Source organism: Chitinophaga pendula, from assembly GCF_020386615.1.
GTDB classification, from domain to species: Bacteria; Bacteroidota; Bacteroidia; order Chitinophagales; family Chitinophagaceae; genus Chitinophaga; species Chitinophaga pendula.
This window is the reverse complement of the sequence record NZ_CP077769.1, coordinates 4,487,692-4,505,380: the sequence shown is the minus strand read 5'-3', so window position 1 is coordinate 4,505,380 and position 17,689 is coordinate 4,487,692. Positions and strand designations below refer to the sequence as shown.

The following is a 17,689-nucleotide window of genomic DNA, read 5'->3' as shown; positions in this document are numbered from 1 at the left end:
TGGTATCCGGATTTTGGTACAATTATACAATTTAAAATTTAATCATAACGCCGCCCAGGACATTGAGGCCGTAGGTGGGATAGCCGTTCCAGCGTTGGTATTTGCTGTTGAACAGGTTATTGGCGTTGAACCAGAGGTTAAAGTTTTTGCCGATATCGTAGCTGGCGCCGGCGCTGAGGTCCCATGCTGCTTTGGTTTTTGCGAAGTCGTTATTGGGCATTTGGTAGTAGGTGGCGCTGAGTGCGTAGAGATTGGCGGTGAGGTGTAATTTTTTGGCGATGGTGTACTGGGCGTATGCGTTAGCCTGGAAAGGCACCATGTGCCAGGGTTTTACCTCTGTTTTCTGTTTGTTATAATTGAACCAGTCACCGCTCAGGCGTATCTGGAATTTTTCTTCCTGGATGTATCCGATCTCTGCGTGTAGCTGGAAGGCGCGCAGTTCTTCTTCGTTACGGGTGGTGAAGGTTTTACCATCGACAGCGTCGTTGACGAAGAGGGGTAGGTTGTACCAGGTAACGGCGGCGAATTTGGTATTATAGTTAAAGTGGCTGCCGAGGGAGCCTTTGATACCGGTATATTTTTCTTCTATCCTGGTGTTGAGCATATCGGTGTTATATCCGCCGATGAACGCGTTTTTATTGGCGAGGTTGCGATAGCTGTTTTTGTCGATGTAGGAAATCCATCCACTGCTGAGGATGACTTTTTTACGGATCAGGTGTGATTCGTTTACGATATCGGGGAGCAGGTAGAATTTGTTATTGGTCCAGGTAGGGTTTACGCCGGCGTGTAGAACGAAACCAGGTTTAACGATTTCTACGGCCGGGTGTACGGCTACGACGTTGTTGTTGAACTGGATGTTACCATCTTTAAAATTAGACAGGTCGAATACGCCTTCGGCTTTGAGGTAGATATCCTGTACGAGTTGTTTGCGTACGGGTACATTGAATACGAAGGTGTTTTCCTGACGTTTATAGGTGTCGCGGAAGAGGATGAATTTAGCTTTGGGTTCGAAGAAGAATGCCCAGTCGTTATTGGGGCGATTTTTAGCGCCTACCTGAGCGGTCAGCTGGGTGTAGGTTTGGCGTACATCTTCTTTACCATAATTGTATTTCTCATGATCGTAGCCGTAGTAGTTGATGGCGTTGCGATCGAAGCCTACGCTGGCATTGATTTCGGTGGTGGGTAGCAGGTAGGTACCTGAGCCGAGTATATTGAGATTGCTATGGTCCTGGTATTTGATATCTCCTTTGGAGGAGGTATAGTTTGCGAAGAGGCCATAGCTGAGTTTGTCATTTCTTCCGCTGCCGAGGCCTACCTGGATGAGCGGGGTGCTATAGTTACCGAAACCGGCCTTTACGAAGTTGTTTTGCAGGCGGTCGAGGGAGTCTTTGCCCAGTGCCAGTGGTTTGAGTGGTACTGGCTGGTACATGAAATAGAGGTTGAGTGCCGGTACCTGGTAGGTCAGTTTAGGGCGGGCGGTATCAACGCCGGGGAGGGATGCTGTCAGGTTGAGTTTGGCAGCATCGCGCAACTTGGGTTGATAGGTGGATATGATGTCGATGGTTTCCTGTTTCAGGGTATCCTGAGCGTTGGCTTGCTGTTGTAGCAGCAAAGTGGCGGTGGTTATCCCTGTGATCATCAAAAACCGGCTGATATACTTCATACTTATTTATTGTTGTGGGTATGCTACTTGATGTATTGGGTGGCATACCATGTACGGTGATTGCTTATGATTTCTGTAATGAGCTGTGTGTTGCTTACGGGCGTTTGGCCTTTGGTTTTGCGGGTTGTTTCACAGCTGATTTTTCTTCTACTTCTGCTTTTGCCAGTTTTTCTTTGGCTTCCTGTTTCAGTGCGGGTATTGGACAGTTCTCTGCCACGCTCTGGTAGGTAGCTTTGGCGTTGAAGTAGTCTTTTTGCTGGATGTATACGTCGCCGAGCAGGATGTATGATTTAGCGATCCAAGTTTCGTAGGAAGGTGTGTTTTTGATGACATCGAAGCCTGCTTTTTCTGCGGCGGCGAGGTCATTGAGCTGGAGGTAGGTGAGTGCGATATTGTATCGTGCTTCTGCTCCCAGTTCGGATTTGGTGAGTGCGGACACTGCTTTGAATTCTTTGAGTGCTTCGTTGAGTTTATTTTGTTGCTGGAATGCTTTACCCAGGTAGAGGCGGCCGATGATCTGGTCGTCGGTGCTGAGGGTGGCATTGGAGAGCAGCATTTCGGCGTAGTTCATGACTTCATCCCAGCGGGCCAGTTGGTAGTTACTACGGAGCAGGCCACGGTTGGCAGCCAGGGAGTTCTCGCGGGAGGTGCTGAGATCCTGTAGTTGCAGGTAGTAGTTGCGTGCTTTTTCGTAGTTCTTGGACTGGAAGAAGTTGATATTGGCGGCCTGGAGGGCGGCTCTTTCTGCGTAGATGCTGCTATTCTGGGCCAGTACGTATTCGTAAGCTGGGAGTGCGCTGGTGTAGTCTTTGCTGTTGTATGCGCATTCTGCTTTATAGAAGTAGGCGGGCAGCAGGAACTGGCCGTTAGGGTATTTCTGTATGTAAGCGTTGAAGGCTGCGCTGGCGCCATTACAGTCTCCGCTGGAGAATTTGCTTTCTACGGCGGAGTAGGCCAGAGAGTCGGCGGCGGATGCGGATACTGTTTTGCCGGTTCCTTTGAGGAAGGCCAGGTAGTCGTCTGTTTTGCCCTGCGCTACGTAGATGGATTTGATACCTTGTAGTGCTTCGTTTGCTTCGGGTGTATATGGGAACTGTTTTACTACGCGTTGGTAGTAATCGAGTGCTTTATTATCGTTGTCTTTGTTGTAGTAGGCTAGTCCCAGTTTGAGTAATGCTTTGGGCGCGTTAGGGCCATTCGGTTGTTTATCCACTACTTTTTCGAGGTAGGGGATGGCTTCGTTATATTTTTCATCGGCGAGGTAGGTGTTAGCGATTTCGTAGTCGGCATCGGTATTGAAGCCGGAAACGGGGTATTTGGTACCCAGTTGTTTGAGGAGGGCTAGTTTTTCGCCTGATTTGCCCTGGATGCCGAGGACTACGCTTTTCTGGTAGGTGGCGTAATCGGAGCCTGGTTCGTTGGCGGCGATGATTTTATCGTAGCCAGCGATTGCTTTTGAAAAGTCTTTGAGCATATAGTAACAGTCGGCGGCGCGGAGGGTGGCATCGTTAGCGATGCGTTGAGAGTTGGGGCCGGATGTTCTTTGTGCGTTCTCAAAATGTTTGAGAGCGTTGGCGTAGTCTTCTTTTTTGAGCAAGCTATAACCGAGGTTGTAGCTGGCGGTTTGTGCGTTGGCTTCGCCGGAGGAGGGGGCATTGCCGCTGAGATATGCATTCAGGTTATTGATGGCGATATCTGTTTTATGCTGGCGGAGTGCGACTTCTGCTTTCCAGAAGTGTGCCAGTGCTTTGATTTGTTGGTCGTATGCGTTTTTGATGGCGATATCCAGTAGCCGGTCTGCTTCTGTCAGTTGCTGGTCGTTGACGAGTTCTGTGGCGCGGCCGTAGGCGACTTTCTGGTATGCTTTTAATACGGTCGGGCTTTTTTCCGGTATTTGCTCGATGGTGGTGAGCGCTTCTTTATAGTTGTTGGTGGTGGTGAAGAGGTTGACCAGTATTTCTCTTGCTTCTTTGTTATAGGTGGATTGTGGATAACTATTTACGAAGTTGGTTAGTTCGGATAGGGCGGCATCCTGGTATCCCAGTTCGTAGGAGAGTTTGCCGTAGTTGAAGCGGGATATTTCCTGTTGGCTGGGGTTGGAGCTATTGCGTGCGGAGAAGGCGAATGCATTGCGGGCGTTTGCTTTCTGGCCGGTGCGGAGGTAGCAGTCTCCCAGGAGGTACATGGAATTTTGTCCGAGGGAGTCGCGTTGGCTGCTTAGTTGTTTGAAGCCATTGATGGCTTTATTGAGATTGCCGGTTTGGTAGTAGCTGTAGGAGAGCTGGTAGATATCTTCGTTCCGCAGTTCTTCGGCGTTGTCCTGGTATTCTTCGAGGTAGGGCAGTGCTTTTTTGTATTCTTTTCTTTCGAAGTAGGTTTGTCCCAGGAGTTGTTTCAGTTCTGCTTCGTAGTAGAGGTTACCGTTGCGGAGGAGTGGTTCTGCGTAGGCGACCAGTTCTTCGCGTTTATTCTGGAAGTAGTATATCTCTGCTATGTAGTATGGAACGATGGTGCTGTATTTAGGTTCGTTGACTACCCTTTGGAAGCTGGTGAGGGCGTCATTGTACTGTTTGTTGTAGTAGGCGATGAAGCCATAGTAGTAATTAGCCGGTATGTAGTATTTATTTTTGATCTCCCGGATGGAGCCGAAGAGTGGTTGTGCTTTTTGGAAGTCTTTGACGTTGAAATAGCAATATGCCAGTTCGAATTTAGCATCTACGATCTCGTCGTTGGATAGGTTTTCGATGTTGGCTTTTTCGTAGTATGGGATGGCATCTTTGAGCCGGTTGGCGTGGAAGTAGTATTTAGCCAGCTGGTAGCTCACGAGTTGTTCGCGGGCGGCGTTATTGAAGTTTTTGAGATAGTTGAGGGCAAGTTGTTCGGCGTTGTTTTGCTGGAGTTTGAGTGCACATACGGTATAGTAGTAGTGGGCATCTGTTTTGACCAGGTTGCGGTTTGTTTCGCCGAAGTATTGGATGTTATCCATTGTCTGCCGGAAGAGTTGCATAGATACGGCATACTTTCCTTGTTGGAAGAATTGTTGTGCCTCTTTGAATACTTTATCCGGTTCTGTATATATGCTGGTCTGTTGTGCCCGGGCCTGCGAGGAGACCATGCCGGTGCCGGCGATGGCTATCAAGGATAGATACAGGTGTCCGGGTACAATAATCTTTTTTATCAATTGCATGCTAGTTACCTATTAATTATGCGTTTAAAACGAATCCTGAACGGAAATATTTTTCTGCTCCGGACGGTATAAATGTTTTACAGGGGAAGATTCAAACTTGGCAAATATAAAAGTTTATTGCTGTATTTAGTAGCTTGTTAGCCCGTTTCGGACTGCATACGTTGTGGGTGAAAGAAGTTATACCCATTAACTAATTAAGTAATAAACTAATAAATCAATCACTTATCTTGCGGGCGATTTAGACCTTACAAGAATTAAACCATTTTACTGTCTATGAGAAAACTGTTCTCTGCTAACTTTACCAGTGGTGCTGTGAGCTTTTCGATGTTGGTGTTGCGCGTGATGTTTGGGTTATTGATGTTAACGCATGGGTGGCCTAAGCTGATCAATTTTGCCAGTTTACAGCATAAGTTTGCTGATCCGTTTGGGGTAGGGAGGACGGCTTCGTTGGGGATGGTGGTATTTGCGGAGGTATTTTGTTCGGTATTCCTGATAATGGGTTTACTGACGCGGCTGGCGGTGATACCATTGATCATCTGTATGTCGGTGGCGGCTTTTATGATACATGCGAACGATGCTATTGAGGTGAAGGAGAAGGCTTTATTGTATCTGACGGCTTATGTGGTGATCTTGTTCACGGGTCCGGGAAGGGTATCTATGGACAGTTTGATTGGCAAGTAAGGATCGTTGCAGTCTGTTTGTTATCAATGATTTGTGAAGTATAAAGTAAGTAGGAGTTAATCATGTTTACATCTATTACGCATATACGTGTCCGGTATGGAGAGACAGATAAGATGGGATTTCTGTATCACGGTAATTATGCGTTGTATTATGAGGTGGGCCGAGTAGAGGCGATCCGGGAGTTGGGGGTTTCGTATGCGGATATGGAGGAGCAGGGGGTGTTAATGCCGGTGGTGGAGATGAATTTGAAGTATTACCGGCCGATCTTTTACGATAATCTGATTACGGTGAAGACGATATTGAAGGAGTGGCCCAGAGCTTCCCGTATACAATTTCATACGGAGTTGTATAATGAGGAGGGGAAGTTATTGAATGTGGGGGTGACGACGCTGGCATTTGTGGATGCGGCGACGAAGCGGAAGACGGATTTTCCGGAATTGTTGCGGGAGCGGCTGGCTCCTTATTTTAGTAGTTGACGTATTTTATTATTTGAGTGTGTCGAGCACTTTCCACATTTTCTGCCGGACTGTACCCGGTGTTCCATTAAAGTTATTAACGATCAAGGCGAATATTAATGGCGGGCCCTGTTTGGGTTTCGTGTAGCCGGCGTATGCTCTTACGTTGTTGATATATCCATCTTTCATTTTCATGTTATTGATTTCTGGGAGTGCGTCATAGAATATGGGGAACCAGCTTTCTTTTTGTGCGCGGAAGAGGACGTTTGTCAAGGCGCTGGTGGTGATGCGGTTGGCGGGGGCCAAGCCGCTGCCATCGAATATATTGAGGGCGTTGCTGTCGATGCCTGCTTGTTGCCAGTACTGTTTGATGCGGGTGATACCGGCGGTGGTGGAGGCGGCTTCTGTTTGTTGTAGTGCGAGTGTTTTGAGGAGGTGTTCACCGTAGAGGTTGATACTTTTTTTCAGGAACCAGTATATGATCTTGTCCAGTGAAGGGGAGTTGGTGGTGGTGATGTTGGAGGTACGTGCGGGCAGTGATTGTCCGGTGGCATGGAGGAGGCGGGCGGTGGTGATGCCGGCGGTGGTGATGTTGGCCTGGCGGAGGGCTTCCTGGAGGCGGTAGGCGCATTCGTATCCGGGGTCGGGGATGGCTGCGGCGATGGATGTATTTTTTTCATCGAGGCCCAAGGTGCCTCTGAGGTAGGCGGTATTGGTGTATGGGGGGAGGTATGCGTATGCCTGGTCTCCTGATCCGGCGGGGCCGGTGAGCAGTTCGTTGATGATGGTGAGGTAGGGCATTTCGGGGCGGGTGCCTTTGTAGGCGACGGGGGCGCCGGTGCGGGAGGAAGGCTGGAGGAGGATATCGAACTGGTTTTCGCGCCAGGAGAGGCCGGAGGCGCCTGCGCCATAGTAGTTACCGAGGTCTTGCCATATCCAGCCATCGGGTACTGTTTGTGTATCGAAGGCGGCATCGTCGGCGATGATCTTTCCATTTATCTTTTTGATCCCGGTTTTTTTTATGGCATCTACCCAATCCTGGAGGACGACGTTGTCTTTATTTTGTTGGTAGCGGGGGCTGCCAAGGGAGGGATCGCCGGCACCTTTAATAATGATATTGCCCTGGAGGGTGCCATTGGTGTGGATGTTGCCATCGTAGGCGACGGTGGTTTTGTACTGGTAGTTGCTACCCAGCAGGCTGAGTGCGGTGGTGGCGGTGATGATTTTGAGGACGGAGCCTGGGGCGAGTGCTTGCTGGGATCTGTCTTCGAATATCCGGGTGCCGGTCTGTGCATTGATGACGGTCATCGACCAGGAGGCATATTTCAGCTGAGGGTCTTTGGTGAGGGTGGACAATGCGGACTGGAGTTGCTGGGCGGTATTTTGAGCGTGGAGTGCGCTGGTAATTCCGAGTAAACAGACACTTGCTAGGATACGTTGGATCATGGGGCAATTTAGTTAATTCCTGCAGTACGTGTATATTGAACAATCTTTAAATAAACGCGGAGCAAGCGGGAGGAATGTTCAGCTGATAAGGGGCTGGTGGCGGGTAATGTATATTTTTGCCCCGAGAAAATTACAAACTATCGATTCTGGTATGAGGGTTGGTGCCGGCGCGCGGTTTTAATTGCTAAAACCAACGTACTTTTATTGCTCAAAATTCAAATATAAGAAGCGTGGAAAAAGTTACGGCCAGTATTGTTACTATCGGTGATGAGTTACTGATAGGGCAGACGATAGATACTAATTCTGCCTGGATGGCGCAGGAGCTGAATAATATCGGCATCTGGGTACAGCGGCGTGTAGCCGTAGGAGATACCAGGGAAGCCATCTGGAAGGCGCTGGAAGAGGAAGGCGCTAATTCGCATATTGTGTTGATAACAGGGGGTTTGGGACCTACTGCCGATGATATTACGAAGCCGGTGCTGGCGGAGTATTTCGGAGGTGTGCTGGTACAGGACCCGGAGGTGTATAAGACGGTGATGCAGTTATTTGAGAGTCGTGGATTGCCGATACTGCAGCGTAACCTGGATCAGGCGTTGGTGCCGGATGTGTGTACGGTGATCCCTAACAGCCGGGGTACTGCTCCGGGGATGTGGTTTGAGCAAAACGGTCGGGTATATGTATCGATGCCTGGTGTGCCTTTTGAGATGAAGGGGATGATGGAGCGTACGGTGCTGGCGAAGTTGCAGGCGTATTTTGAGACGCCGGTGGTATTGCACCAGACGTTGCTGACGGCGGGGCTAGGAGAGTCTTTTATAGCGGAGCGGCTGGTGGATTTTGAGGCGCAGCTGCCTGCTCATATCAAGCTGGCGTATCTGCCTAGTTTTGGTTTGCTGAAGTTGCGGTTGACGGCCTTTGGAAAGGATAAGGTATCGACGGCGGCGGAGGTGTCTATGCATTTTCATCAGTTGAAGGAGTTGTTGCCTGATATTACGGTGGCGGACCAGGATATTCCTTTGGCTGCGGTGGTAGGGCAGTTGCTGGTTGCGCGGGGTAAGACGGTAGGTACGGTAGAGAGTTGTACGGGGGGGTATGTGGCGCACAGTATTACACAATTGTCTGGTAGTTCTGCCTGGTATAAGGGCAGTGTGGTGAGTTATGCGAACGAGGTGAAGACGGCGGTGGTGGGCGTGGAACCTGCGACGCTGGTGCGGGATGGAGCGGTGAGTGAGGCGACGGTGCGGGAGATGGCTGCGGGGGGACTGCGGGTGTTAAAGACGGATTATGTGATCGCTATTTCCGGTATTATGGGGCCTGACGGCGGTACGCCGGAGAAGCCGGTGGGGACGGTATGGATAGCGGTGGCTAATGCGGCGGAGACGATCTCTTTCAAACACCAGTTGCGGTATGAGCGCATGACGAATATCCGGATTACGGCCACCTATGCGCTGAATGAGCTACGGAAGCTCCTATTGGCGGATCAATAGCCCGCAGGTGTGCAAAACATTGCAGGTAATTAAATTCCCTTATTTTTGTCGACATTAAAACGCTAAAATCAATCTTATGGCTATTGTAGAACTGGTAATGCCTAAAATGGGAGAGAGCATCATGGAAGCCACCGTGTTGCGCTGGCATAAAAAGCCCGGGGATCATGTGAAGGTGGATGAGACGGTGCTGGAGATCGCTACGGATAAAGTGGACAGTGAGGTACCTTCCATTGCTGAAGGGGAAATTACCGAGATATTATATGCTGAAAATGACGTGGTGCCTGTAGGTGCAGTGATCGCCCGTATCAATACTACTGCGGAAGCTGGTGTAGCTACTCCTGTTGCTCCTGTTGCTCCTGCTGCTGGGGGATCTGTTACTGCGCCTGTTGCTGAAGCGGCTGCTCCTGCAGCTGAGCCGGTGCAGAAGAGTGGTGGTGCGCGTTTCTATTCTCCGCTGGTGCTTACTATAGCGCAGCAGGAGGGTGTAAGTTTTGCTGAGTTGGAGAACCTGCCTGGTAGTGGAAATGAAGGTAGGGTGACCAAAAAAGATATCCTGGAGTATGTAGCTGCCCGTAAGCAAGGCAAGGCGCCGGCTGGAGCTACGCAACCTGTTGCTGCTCCTGTTGCTCCTGTTGCTGCTGTCGCTACTGCTGCTCCTGGGGCGCCGGCTACCCGTGCGGAAGTGATAGCTGTACCGGTAGCGGGTAGTACGCCTTCTTATGGTGGTAATGTAGAGATCATCGAGATGGACCGTATGCGTAAGTTGATCGCTAACCATATGGTGCATAGTAAACATACGAGTCCGCATGTGACGAGCTTTGCGGAGGCAGATGTGACTAACCTGGTGATGTGGAGAGAGCGTGTGAAGAAAGGGTTTGAGAAGCGGGAAGGGGAGAAGATCACTTTCACGCCTTTATTTGTAGAGGCGGTAGTGAAGTGTATCAAGAAGTTCCCTTTGGTGAACTGTTCACTGGACGGCGACAAGATCATCCTGAAGAAAGATATCAACATTGGTATGGCTACGGCGTTGCCTAGTGGCAACCTGATCGTGCCGGTGATCCGTAATGCGGACATGCTGAACCTGGTAGGGTTGACCAAGCAGGTGAATCACCTGGCTAATGCTGCGCGTCAGAATAAACTGAAGCCGGAGGATACGCAGAGTGGTACTTTCACGCTGACGAATGTAGGTACTTTTGGTAGCTTGATGGGGACGCCTATTATTAACCAGCCGCAGGTGGCGATATTGGCGGTGGGTGCTATCAAAAAGCGTCCGGTGGTGATAGAGACACCTCATGGGGATGCTATTGCCATCCGTCATATGATGTACCTGTCTTTGTCTTACGATCACCGTATCGTGGACGGTTCTCTGGGATCTACATTCCTGAGTGCTGTGGCGCAGGAGTTGGAGAATTTCGATGCGAACAAGGAGTACTAGAATCCTTTATCATAATATTTGAAAGGCTGCTCTATACGGAGCAGCCTTTCTTTTTTTGGGGTTGTATCTATGTCAGGATCATCCGTTATTGAGCTGCCCTTTTGAATTCTTCTGTATTTCCCTGTGTCCTTTTCTTCACATTGATCTTATTGTTGCCAAAGCTGTAGCTGAGGGAGAGCCTGACGAAGCGGCTGCTGTAGTTTTGTGCGTATACTTGCCGGATACCGTTGACGGTGGAGGCATAGTCTTTCAGGGTATTGGTATTGAAAACATCGTTGATCAGCAGGGAGAGCTGGAGTTTCTTATCCAGGAGGCTTTGTTTGATACCGATATCCAGGCCGGACATGTAGCCCACGGAGAACAGGCCTCTTTTGAAGGGGGAGCTGTAGGAGTAGTCTACCTGGAGGGCGGTGTTTTTGCCGAGGTTGAAGGTGTTGTTGGCGGCGCCGAAGAACTGGACACCATTCATGGGAGTGGCGTTGATGTGGTTGGTGAACCTGGTGTTGGAGCCCATGATGCTGAGATTGATCTGTGTTTGCCACCAGGGGGTGATATTGTTGCTGTATGTTTCGCTGATGCCGAAGTAGGCTTCGCGGAAGTAGTTTTGGCGGCTGATGATCTGGATGTTGGTCGCCTGATCGGAGGTAAAGACGGTACCGAAGCCATTGGTGGTATTGGAGAAAAAGAGGCTGGTGCGCCAGGTGCTGCGATATACATGTGATAGTTCGAAGTTGTCTACGAATGACGGCTGCAGGAAGGGGTTTCCTTCGGAGTAGCTGTTACTGTTAATATAGGCACGGGCAGGGTTCAGGTTTCTGAATCCGGGGCGATTGATCCGGCGACCGTAGTTGAACATCCAGGTGTTTTTAGCATTGGCTTTGAAGGAGAGAAAAGCAGTTGGAAACCATTTCAGGTATTCGTTGGTGTTAGTTTCTTTTGTATTGAGGGAGTGGCCTTTGGTGCTGGTATGTTCTGCGCGGAGGCCTAGTTGGAGGCTGAATTTGCTGCCGAAGTCACGGGCACCATTGATATATATAGCCTGGTTATTTTCGCGGTAGTTGAAGTCATTGGAGCGGTTGGGGTCCCATTCGGGGGGGCCGGAGAGGGTATTATAATAATTGACGGAGGCGCGGCTGTCGATGATGCTCACTTTAGCGCCATAGGAGAGGCGGGCGAACTTGAGCGGGTGTTCTATATCGATTTTGAAGCTACCGTTGCGGATGTGTTGGTTGGAGACGTTCCTGGCGGCCTGTATGGCGTTGAGGAATTTGCCGGCGGGGTTGTAGCTGTTGGCGACGAAGTTGTTGTCGAAGCCGGAGTTGAAGTCGAAGAAGTCGATATCGAATGACAGCTGGCGGCCGAGGGTATCGAGGCGGGATACCAGGTGTGCGTTGGCGGTGTGGCTGGTGATACCGAGGATGTTGGTCGCGTCGTTGATGAGGAGGGAGTCGAGTTGATTAGCGGCGTTGTGGATACCGATGGTGATGACATTATTGGTGTTGGGGGTGCTGTGGCTACCCATGTATTGTATACCGATCGTGGTGCGATCGGAGAGGTCGTAGTCGAGGGCCAGGCCGCCGGAGATATTGTTCTCTTTTTGTTTGCCTGAGACGTTGAGGTTCCAGGGGCCGGCGGGGTAGTAGGTGTTGATATCTTCGCGGGTGTGGATGGCGCCCAGTTTTCCGCCCAGGTTGGCGGAGAGTTTTATCCTGTTTTTATTATAGAAGAAGTTGTTACGGAGGTTGAAGGCATTGTATCGTTGTTGGTCGGCGGAGAAGGAGGTTGTATTTTTCCAGGCGTTGGCGGCTCCTTTTTTGAGGATGATGTTGATCAAGCCGCCGGTGCTGCCGGCATCGTAGCGTGCGGGTGGGTTGGAGATGACTTCTACGCTTTTGATATCGTTGGCGGAGATGGTGTTGAGGTAGTCGACGAGGTCGGGGCCGGTGAGTTCTATGAGTCTGCCATCGACCATGACGCGGGCGGCGCCGCGGCCCAGCATGCTGATATTGCCATCTTTGCCGATGATGATGCCCGGGGCGCTTTTGATGGCGTTGATGCCGTTGCCGCCGATGGCGTTGATGTTGTTTTCCACATTGAGGACGAGGCGATCGGCTTTGTATTCGATCATTTTTTTCCTGGCGGAGACGATGACTTCGGCGAGCTGACCGGTTTTTTCGGTCATGTGGATGGTGCCGAGGTCGGTGTCTTTGTCGAGTTGGACGGAGGAGGACCAGTCGTTGAGGCCGAGGAACGATATTTTGACGGTGTAGTGGCCTGGTTTGGCGGTGAGGATGAAGGAGCCATTTTCCTTTGTAAGGGCTCCGGTGGTCATTTGACCACCTGCGTCAGTTAGGATGACGTTAGCCCAGGCTACAGTACTTGTTTTTTGTAATACGGTTCCTTTTAATTGTATCTGTGCGAATGTGCCTTTTGTGTATAAGAGGCTGATGATAATGATGATGATTGTGATGATCCTTTTCATAGTATTCCGCTTTTAGAGTGTTCGATTTAGTCGGATGACACAAAGGTGCGGAAGCGGTAAACGGGCGGCGGCCGACTAAAAAAAGTCGAACTGATTTTTGGGCAGGAAAAGGGTACGAGATTAAAAAGGGACGTTCGACTTTTTTCTAACTATTTGATAGTGAATTGTTTTTGTACTGAGTAGGGGTGAGACCTGTTTGTTTTCGGAAGGCGGTATTAAAGGAGGATTTGGAGTTGAAACCGACCTGATAGAATACTTCTTGGATGTTGAGGTCTTTTTGGGAGGGGTCTCGGAAGATGCTCATGGCTTTTCGGATGCGGTATTCGTTGATGAAATCGAAGAAATGTTGGCCGATGTGGTGGTTGATGAGGAGGGAGAGGTCGCGTACGGGTATTTTGGTTTGAGCGGCCAGTTGTTGGATGGTGATGGCGGATTCGAGGAACGGTTCGGTGACCTCCATGTGTTTGCGGAGGAATTCGATGCGTTCGGTGATGGCGGGGTCTTCTTTTGGTGTTGATGGTGCGGAGGAATTGGGTTCGGAGGTATGGGGAGCCGGAGTACGGGTTGCTGGGATATGGGATGCTTGGGAGGGTGGCGGTGTATCCAGTTCGGCTACCAGTGGAATACGGGAGTCGATGCCGCGGAAGAGTTCGGGGGTGTACATTACTTTGAGGACGATCCAGCAGAGGATGCCCAGGAAGAGGAGGGTGACAAATATCTGGATGTAGTAATGCGTGTAGACATAGCCGTATAGGCGGAAGGCGCCTTTGATGATGCCCAGCAGGTGTGCCAGGGCGGTGATGATGGTGAGTTGCATGAGCCATTTGTAGCTATAGCTGTCGGCATCGGCGTAATTTTCCAGGAATTGTTTTTTGTACCGGTATAGGGTAACGAACATGGCGATGCTGTATCCGAGGGTTTGGAGGTGGCCGATGGCAAATATGAGTCTGCCTTCGATGGAGGTGTTGAAATGTTGGAGTAAGTCAGCGCGGGTGGGATCGTTGGCGAGATAGAAACGCGGTACGACTACCAGGATGACCAGGAAAAAGGGGATGGTATGGAGCAGGTGTATGGGTCGGAGGCGGAAGTTGGCGTAGCAGACGGATACGACATAGAGGTAGATAAGGGGGGCACCGAGGTAGGGCAGGTGGCTTCTTATCATGTTGTAAACAAGGTGTTCGTTGGAAAACTGGTAGGTAAAGAACACACTGATATCGATGGCGTTGAGCAGGAAACAGGCTGCGAGGAGGCGGTTGCTTAATGTACGGCTGCCTTTGACGGTAAGCAGGTAGAGATTAAGCAATAATGTAACAAAAAACGCCAGTAAGCTGATATTACCAAGTATGCTATAATTTTCCATTCGCGGTGATTCGAATGGAAAACTACGGAAATACGCTGTTTTTGCAAGTAGATAAAAAGGCATTTACCACTTTGGTAAATGCCTTTATTTATGATAAGGAGTATAGAAGGTTTAGATTTTTTCGCCTGCGATGTAGATAGAGATTTTGAAATAGTTCTTTGCATCGGCTTTGGCATTGACGATATCGAGTTTGACGGTGTGGGAGCTGCCTGCTTCGATGTTGCCGGAAATATTGATGGTATGTGGTGTTACGATATTGGAGGGGCACCAGTTGCGCGGGCTGGATGATATATCTTCGCTGCGCATGGTGTTGGGGCCGCAGGCTTCTTTGGAGGAGAAGGTGCCTATCTTTGTGCCATCCCAGCTGACGTTGTGGGTGCGATAGTTATATTCTTCTCCGCCGAAGTCGGCGCCCCAGGCTTGTGAGATGACGATGATCCTGGCATTTTTCAGTTTATACGGGACGGTGATTGTCTGGGAGAAGGTGCGGGCGTTGGAGCCATCGGTATTTTTGATGGTGCCAAACTGTACGGCCTGGATGTAGGTGGGGTTGGGATTGGAGCTGCTGTTGTCGGCGGTGATCTTGAGGTCGGCGGTGAAGGTTCTTTTTTCGCCGGCGAGGTTCCAGTCGTAGGCGTGGCCTTCGGACTTTTTGCCTGTCCAGTCGACGCCCCATGCGCTGAGGCCTACCCAGCAGGAGTCTTCTCCGGTGAGGAGGGAAGCGACGTCTTTGAGATTAAAGGTATATGGTACGGATTGTATGGACTGGTACCAGAAGAAAAAGGGGGTGATATAGAGGTAGCCGGTTTTGGGTGTGAAGTTGAGTAATTTTTGTTTGGCGGCGGCATCGAAGGAGATGTTGTTATTAAGGATGGCTTTTACGACGGAGTCGCGGATGAAGAACAGCTGGCCATCGCGGTCGTAGCCATCCCCCTTTTGGTAGATACGGAGTTCGCCTTTGATGTTGGCGGTGGGGTTTACTTTGTTGCGGAGGCTGATCTTTTTGAGAGCGACGGTGTTGTCGAGGTAGATGATACCATCTTTTTCCTTGTAGAGAGGGTCGGCGTATCCGTTGTAGAAGTCGAGGCTTGTAAAGATGTCTTCGGAGTAGTTGCCGGTGAGTGCGTTGGCGGCGGTGTTGTTTTTGACTGGCAGGGAGGTGTTGAGATCTTCTGTCAGGTTTTGTTTACAAGCGGAAAAGGCGATGGTGGTGGCTAAGAGCCAGGTTGAGATGGAGATTGGTTTCATAAATGGATTTATCGGGTTATGTGATGATGAATCCGGGGGATTGGGTCCCGGATCTGTTTCATTGTTCATACTATGCGGAGTGCGTGGAATGCGGGTTTGCGGTTTGCGGATAAGGCAGGCTTTACGGGCGCTGTCTTCGCTGATAGGGCCACACAATATAAAGATACGGAGGGAGGGGGTTTTTACCCAGGGGGGAGGGGATAAATTACAAATGGCTCCCTGGGGGAGCCATTTGCGCTGGTTTAGGACCAAATAAGGTAAGCACCAACTGAATTAATAACGACGATCACGACCGCCGCCGTAACCACCGCCGCCGCGGTTGAATCCACCACCACCTCTGGAATTATTATTCGGTTGTTTTGGTCTAGCTTCGTTTACCATTAATTGTTTTCCTTCTACCTCACTGCCGTTCAAACTTTCCATAGCCTTTGCTGCTTCTTCCTGGTTGGGCATTTCCACGAATCCGAAACCACGTGAGCGGCCAGTTTCATGGTCTTTGATGATCTTAGCGGAGGAAACTTCTCCAAACTCGCTGAATATTTGGTGAAGGTCCTCATCGTTCAACCTGTAGTGCAGGTTGGCTACGTAAATGTTCATGACTAAAAAATTAAAAAAATTAAAAATAATACTGAAGTTAGGGAAATTAGTTTAATAAAAAGATACCCTTTAGAAATAATTTGCAAACGGTGGCTTATTTGGCAGGTTTCAAGGGGTGTTAATCCTTTACTGCATTGAAATACAATGGTTTCAGTAAGTGTTGAAAGTAAAGGGGAGGAGGGGTGAGGAAGGGCAGGATTATGGTGATTTTTTCGTAAATTAAGTACATAATCCATTAAGTTTAATTTGTATGGGTACATTAAGCGAAACCTGGTTTGCGGACGGGTATATAGACTTTGAACTCAAAAAGTACACGCTTTTATCTTACCTGCAGGAGATTCATCGTCATTTTAATGAAACGAGGTTATATCCTCAGTTGGCGGATGTGATCTTTCACTACAACAATCTGATTGCTTTTAAGGAGAACAAACAATCGTTGCAGCAGCGGTTTCCGAAGCGGCTGAACGGGGTGAACCTGGAGCGTTTGCAGTTATTGTATGAGCAGATTGTGGCGGATGATGAGATGATGACGGAGTTGGAGGATATCATTCAGTATGCGATCCGGAAGATGGATCATACGATCCGGGATGGTACGGAAATATTTGAGTTTGTGGAGGGCAGTATGCAGATACACCCGGTGGGTTTGATTCCATTGGATATCAAGGAAGGGTATTTATTGCTTTGTGATGGCCGGTACCGGGATACGTTGGTGTATGAGTACCGGTTGACGATCTTCGAGCGGCATGATGAGCAGTACCGTGGTATTCACCTGCATTATGTGGAAGGTTATCCGCAGGATCTGTCGCATACGGCGGAGCATATCAAGACGTTGCTGATACGGCAGCGTAACCAGTTGCCTAACCCGGCGGTGTACCGGGTGGAGACGAACCTGGTGGCGCCTGTAGCGGAGACGTTGTTGCCGGTGGCGAAGCGTTTGCTGGTAAAGTATATTGCGCGGAATGCTGCTTAGGCTACCGATTTATGGCAGTGCTGGTATGGAAGAATCGCCATCGAAGTGTATTTCGAGGGTATGATCTTTCAGGAAGGGTTGGTAGTATTGGGTGATGATCTTCCGGATCTTTTGTTTGGACTGCTCTATATACGTGGTATTTTTTTCCAGTTGACCGCGGGAGGACTGGTATAGTTTCTTTTGTACATCGGTGTAGGTGTCGTCGTCCTGGAAGAGGAGCCATCCTTTTCTGGTGGCGGTTTCCATTTTATCGACTTTGAGTTCGTAGCTCAGTAGTTTGGGAGCGGGGAGGTTGACGGTGATTTTTTTATCGCTTACTTTGACGGAGAAGTTATTTTTATCTATATCGACCCCATATTTAGCCAGGTAGGGTACGGAGACCCAGATGGTATTTTCCAGGAATGTTTTTTTCATGTTGTCGGACCAGTCATTTCCCTGGTTGACGTTGCTTCTTTTGATGCTGGCTACGCCTTGTACTTCGAGGCTGGACAGTTCGGCTATTTCCTGTACGATGAGGTTATTGGATAGTATTTGTTGATTGACATTTTTGCTACCGAACTTTTGTCCCAGCCAGAAGACCAGTACGATGAGCAGCACGGCGAGTAATGTTCCTATCAATTTTTTCATGAGATAATTTTTCTGCTGATGCTACTACCATTTCCGTGCCTGTGGCGGGAATTG

Annotated in this window: 13 protein-coding genes; 5 read left to right on the top strand and 8 right to left on the bottom strand. The window is 49.6% G+C overall.

The features are described from left to right. Positions 1-31: 31 nt before the first annotated feature. Together KTO58_RS16035 and KTO58_RS16030 are read right to left on the bottom strand one after the other, a co-directional pair. Positions 32-1,663, bottom strand: a complete 1,632-nt coding sequence (locus KTO58_RS16035) for a TonB-dependent receptor (RefSeq protein ID WP_095838396.1) — start codon at positions 1,661-1,663, stop codon at positions 32-34. A gap of 94 nt (positions 1,664-1,757) precedes the next feature. Further along, positions 1,758-4,850: a tetratricopeptide repeat protein gene (locus tag KTO58_RS16030; RefSeq protein WP_095838397.1), complete on the bottom strand. Its 3,093-nt coding sequence runs from the start codon at positions 4,848-4,850 to the stop codon at positions 1,758-1,760. A gap of 273 nt (positions 4,851-5,123) precedes the next feature. On the opposite strand from KTO58_RS16030, the gene KTO58_RS16025 reads away from it, so the two are divergent. Together KTO58_RS16025 and KTO58_RS16020 are read left to right on the top strand one after the other, a co-directional pair. Continuing rightward, positions 5,124-5,531 (top strand): DoxX family protein, encoded by a 408-nt coding sequence (locus tag KTO58_RS16025; protein WP_095838398.1) that lies wholly within the window; start codon positions 5,124-5,126, stop codon positions 5,529-5,531. Between the two features lie 62 nt (positions 5,532-5,593). Continuing rightward, on the top strand, positions 5,594-6,007 hold the full coding sequence (locus KTO58_RS16020; protein ID WP_095838399.1) for an acyl-CoA thioesterase: 414 nt from the start codon (positions 5,594-5,596) through the stop codon (positions 6,005-6,007). 9 nt (positions 6,008-6,016) lie between these two features. Here the strand turns inward: KTO58_RS16020 and dacB are convergent, their stop codons facing one another. Then, positions 6,017-7,432: a D-alanyl-D-alanine carboxypeptidase/D-alanyl-D-alanine endopeptidase gene (gene dacB, locus KTO58_RS16015; protein ID WP_095838400.1), complete on the bottom strand. Its 1,416-nt coding sequence runs from the start codon at positions 7,430-7,432 to the stop codon at positions 6,017-6,019. A gap of 230 nt (positions 7,433-7,662) precedes the next feature. On the opposite strand from dacB, the gene KTO58_RS16010 reads away from it, so the two are divergent. Then, the gene (locus KTO58_RS16010; RefSeq protein ID WP_095838401.1) at positions 7,663-8,916 is read left to right on the top strand and encodes a CinA family nicotinamide mononucleotide deamidase-related protein; all 1,254 of its coding nucleotides are present in this window, start codon (positions 7,663-7,665) and stop codon (positions 8,914-8,916) included. A 76-nt stretch (positions 8,917-8,992) separates the two neighbouring features. Continuing rightward, positions 8,993-10,351, top strand: coding sequence for a dihydrolipoamide acetyltransferase family protein (locus KTO58_RS16005; RefSeq protein ID WP_095838402.1), 1,359 nt, complete (start codon positions 8,993-8,995; stop codon positions 10,349-10,351). Between the two features lie 85 nt (positions 10,352-10,436). Here KTO58_RS16005 and KTO58_RS16000 read toward each other — a convergent pair whose 3' ends face one another. The 4 genes from KTO58_RS16000 to rbp all read right to left on the bottom strand — a co-directional run bounded on the left by KTO58_RS16000 (position 10,437) and on the right by rbp (position 16,038). Beyond that, positions 10,437-12,833 (bottom strand): TonB-dependent receptor, encoded by a 2,397-nt coding sequence (locus KTO58_RS16000; RefSeq protein ID WP_095838403.1) that lies wholly within the window; start codon positions 12,831-12,833, stop codon positions 10,437-10,439. 145 nt (positions 12,834-12,978) lie between these two features. Next, positions 12,979-14,193 (bottom strand): helix-turn-helix domain-containing protein, encoded by a 1,215-nt coding sequence (locus KTO58_RS15995; RefSeq protein ID WP_157752907.1) that lies wholly within the window; start codon positions 14,191-14,193, stop codon positions 12,979-12,981. A 111-nt stretch (positions 14,194-14,304) separates the two neighbouring features. Next, positions 14,305-15,441, bottom strand: a complete 1,137-nt coding sequence (locus KTO58_RS15990) for a peptide-N-glycosidase F-related protein (RefSeq protein ID WP_225859783.1) — start codon at positions 15,439-15,441, stop codon at positions 14,305-14,307. Between the two features lie 273 nt (positions 15,442-15,714). Next, positions 15,715-16,038: an RNA-binding regulator gene (gene rbp / locus KTO58_RS15985; RefSeq protein ID WP_095838407.1), complete on the bottom strand. Its 324-nt coding sequence runs from the start codon at positions 16,036-16,038 to the stop codon at positions 15,715-15,717. Positions 16,039-16,288: 250 nt separating this feature from the next. On the opposite strand from rbp, the gene KTO58_RS15980 reads away from it, so the two are divergent. Beyond that, a complete protein-coding gene (locus tag KTO58_RS15980) occupies positions 16,289-17,008 on the top strand; it encodes a hypothetical protein (protein ID WP_095838408.1) in 720 nt (239 codons plus the stop codon). A gap of 9 nt (positions 17,009-17,017) precedes the next feature. Here the strand turns inward: KTO58_RS15980 and KTO58_RS15975 are convergent, their stop codons facing one another. Then, the gene (locus KTO58_RS15975) at positions 17,018-17,635 is read right to left on the bottom strand and encodes a DUF4230 domain-containing protein (protein WP_095838409.1); all 618 of its coding nucleotides are present in this window, start codon (positions 17,633-17,635) and stop codon (positions 17,018-17,020) included. Positions 17,636-17,689 lie beyond the last annotated feature (54 nt).

Excerpts from the sequence above, each read along its gene's own strand:
- KTO58_RS16035 (WP_095838396.1), bottom strand. The coding sequence starts at position 1,663 with ATGAAGTATATCAGCCGGTTTTTGATGATCACAGGGATAACCACCGCC.
- KTO58_RS16030 (WP_095838397.1), bottom strand. The coding sequence starts at position 4,850 with ATGCAATTGATAAAAAAGATTATTGTACCCGGACACCTGTATCTATCC.
- KTO58_RS16025 (WP_095838398.1), top strand. The coding sequence starts at position 5,124 with ATGAGAAAACTGTTCTCTGCTAACTTTACCAGTGGTGCTGTGAGCTTT.
- KTO58_RS16020 (WP_095838399.1), top strand. The coding sequence starts at position 5,594 with ATGTTTACATCTATTACGCATATACGTGTCCGGTATGGAGAGACAGAT.
- dacB (WP_095838400.1), bottom strand. The coding sequence starts at position 7,432 with ATGATCCAACGTATCCTAGCAAGTGTCTGTTTACTCGGAATTACCAGC.
- KTO58_RS16005 (WP_095838402.1), top strand. The coding sequence starts at position 8,993 with ATGGCTATTGTAGAACTGGTAATGCCTAAAATGGGAGAGAGCATCATG.
- KTO58_RS16000 (WP_095838403.1), bottom strand. The coding sequence starts at position 12,833 with ATGAAAAGGATCATCACAATCATCATCATTATCATCAGCCTCTTATAC.
- KTO58_RS15995 (WP_157752907.1), bottom strand. The coding sequence starts at position 14,193 with ATGGAAAATTATAGCATACTTGGTAATATCAGCTTACTGGCGTTTTTT.
- KTO58_RS15990 (WP_225859783.1), bottom strand. The coding sequence starts at position 15,441 with ATGAAACCAATCTCCATCTCAACCTGGCTCTTAGCCACCACCATCGCC.
- rbp (WP_095838407.1), bottom strand. The coding sequence starts at position 16,038 with ATGAACATTTACGTAGCCAACCTGCACTACAGGTTGAACGATGAGGAC.
- KTO58_RS15980 (WP_095838408.1), top strand. The coding sequence starts at position 16,289 with ATGGGTACATTAAGCGAAACCTGGTTTGCGGACGGGTATATAGACTTT.
- KTO58_RS15975 (WP_095838409.1), bottom strand. The coding sequence starts at position 17,635 with ATGAAAAAATTGATAGGAACATTACTCGCCGTGCTGCTCATCGTACTG.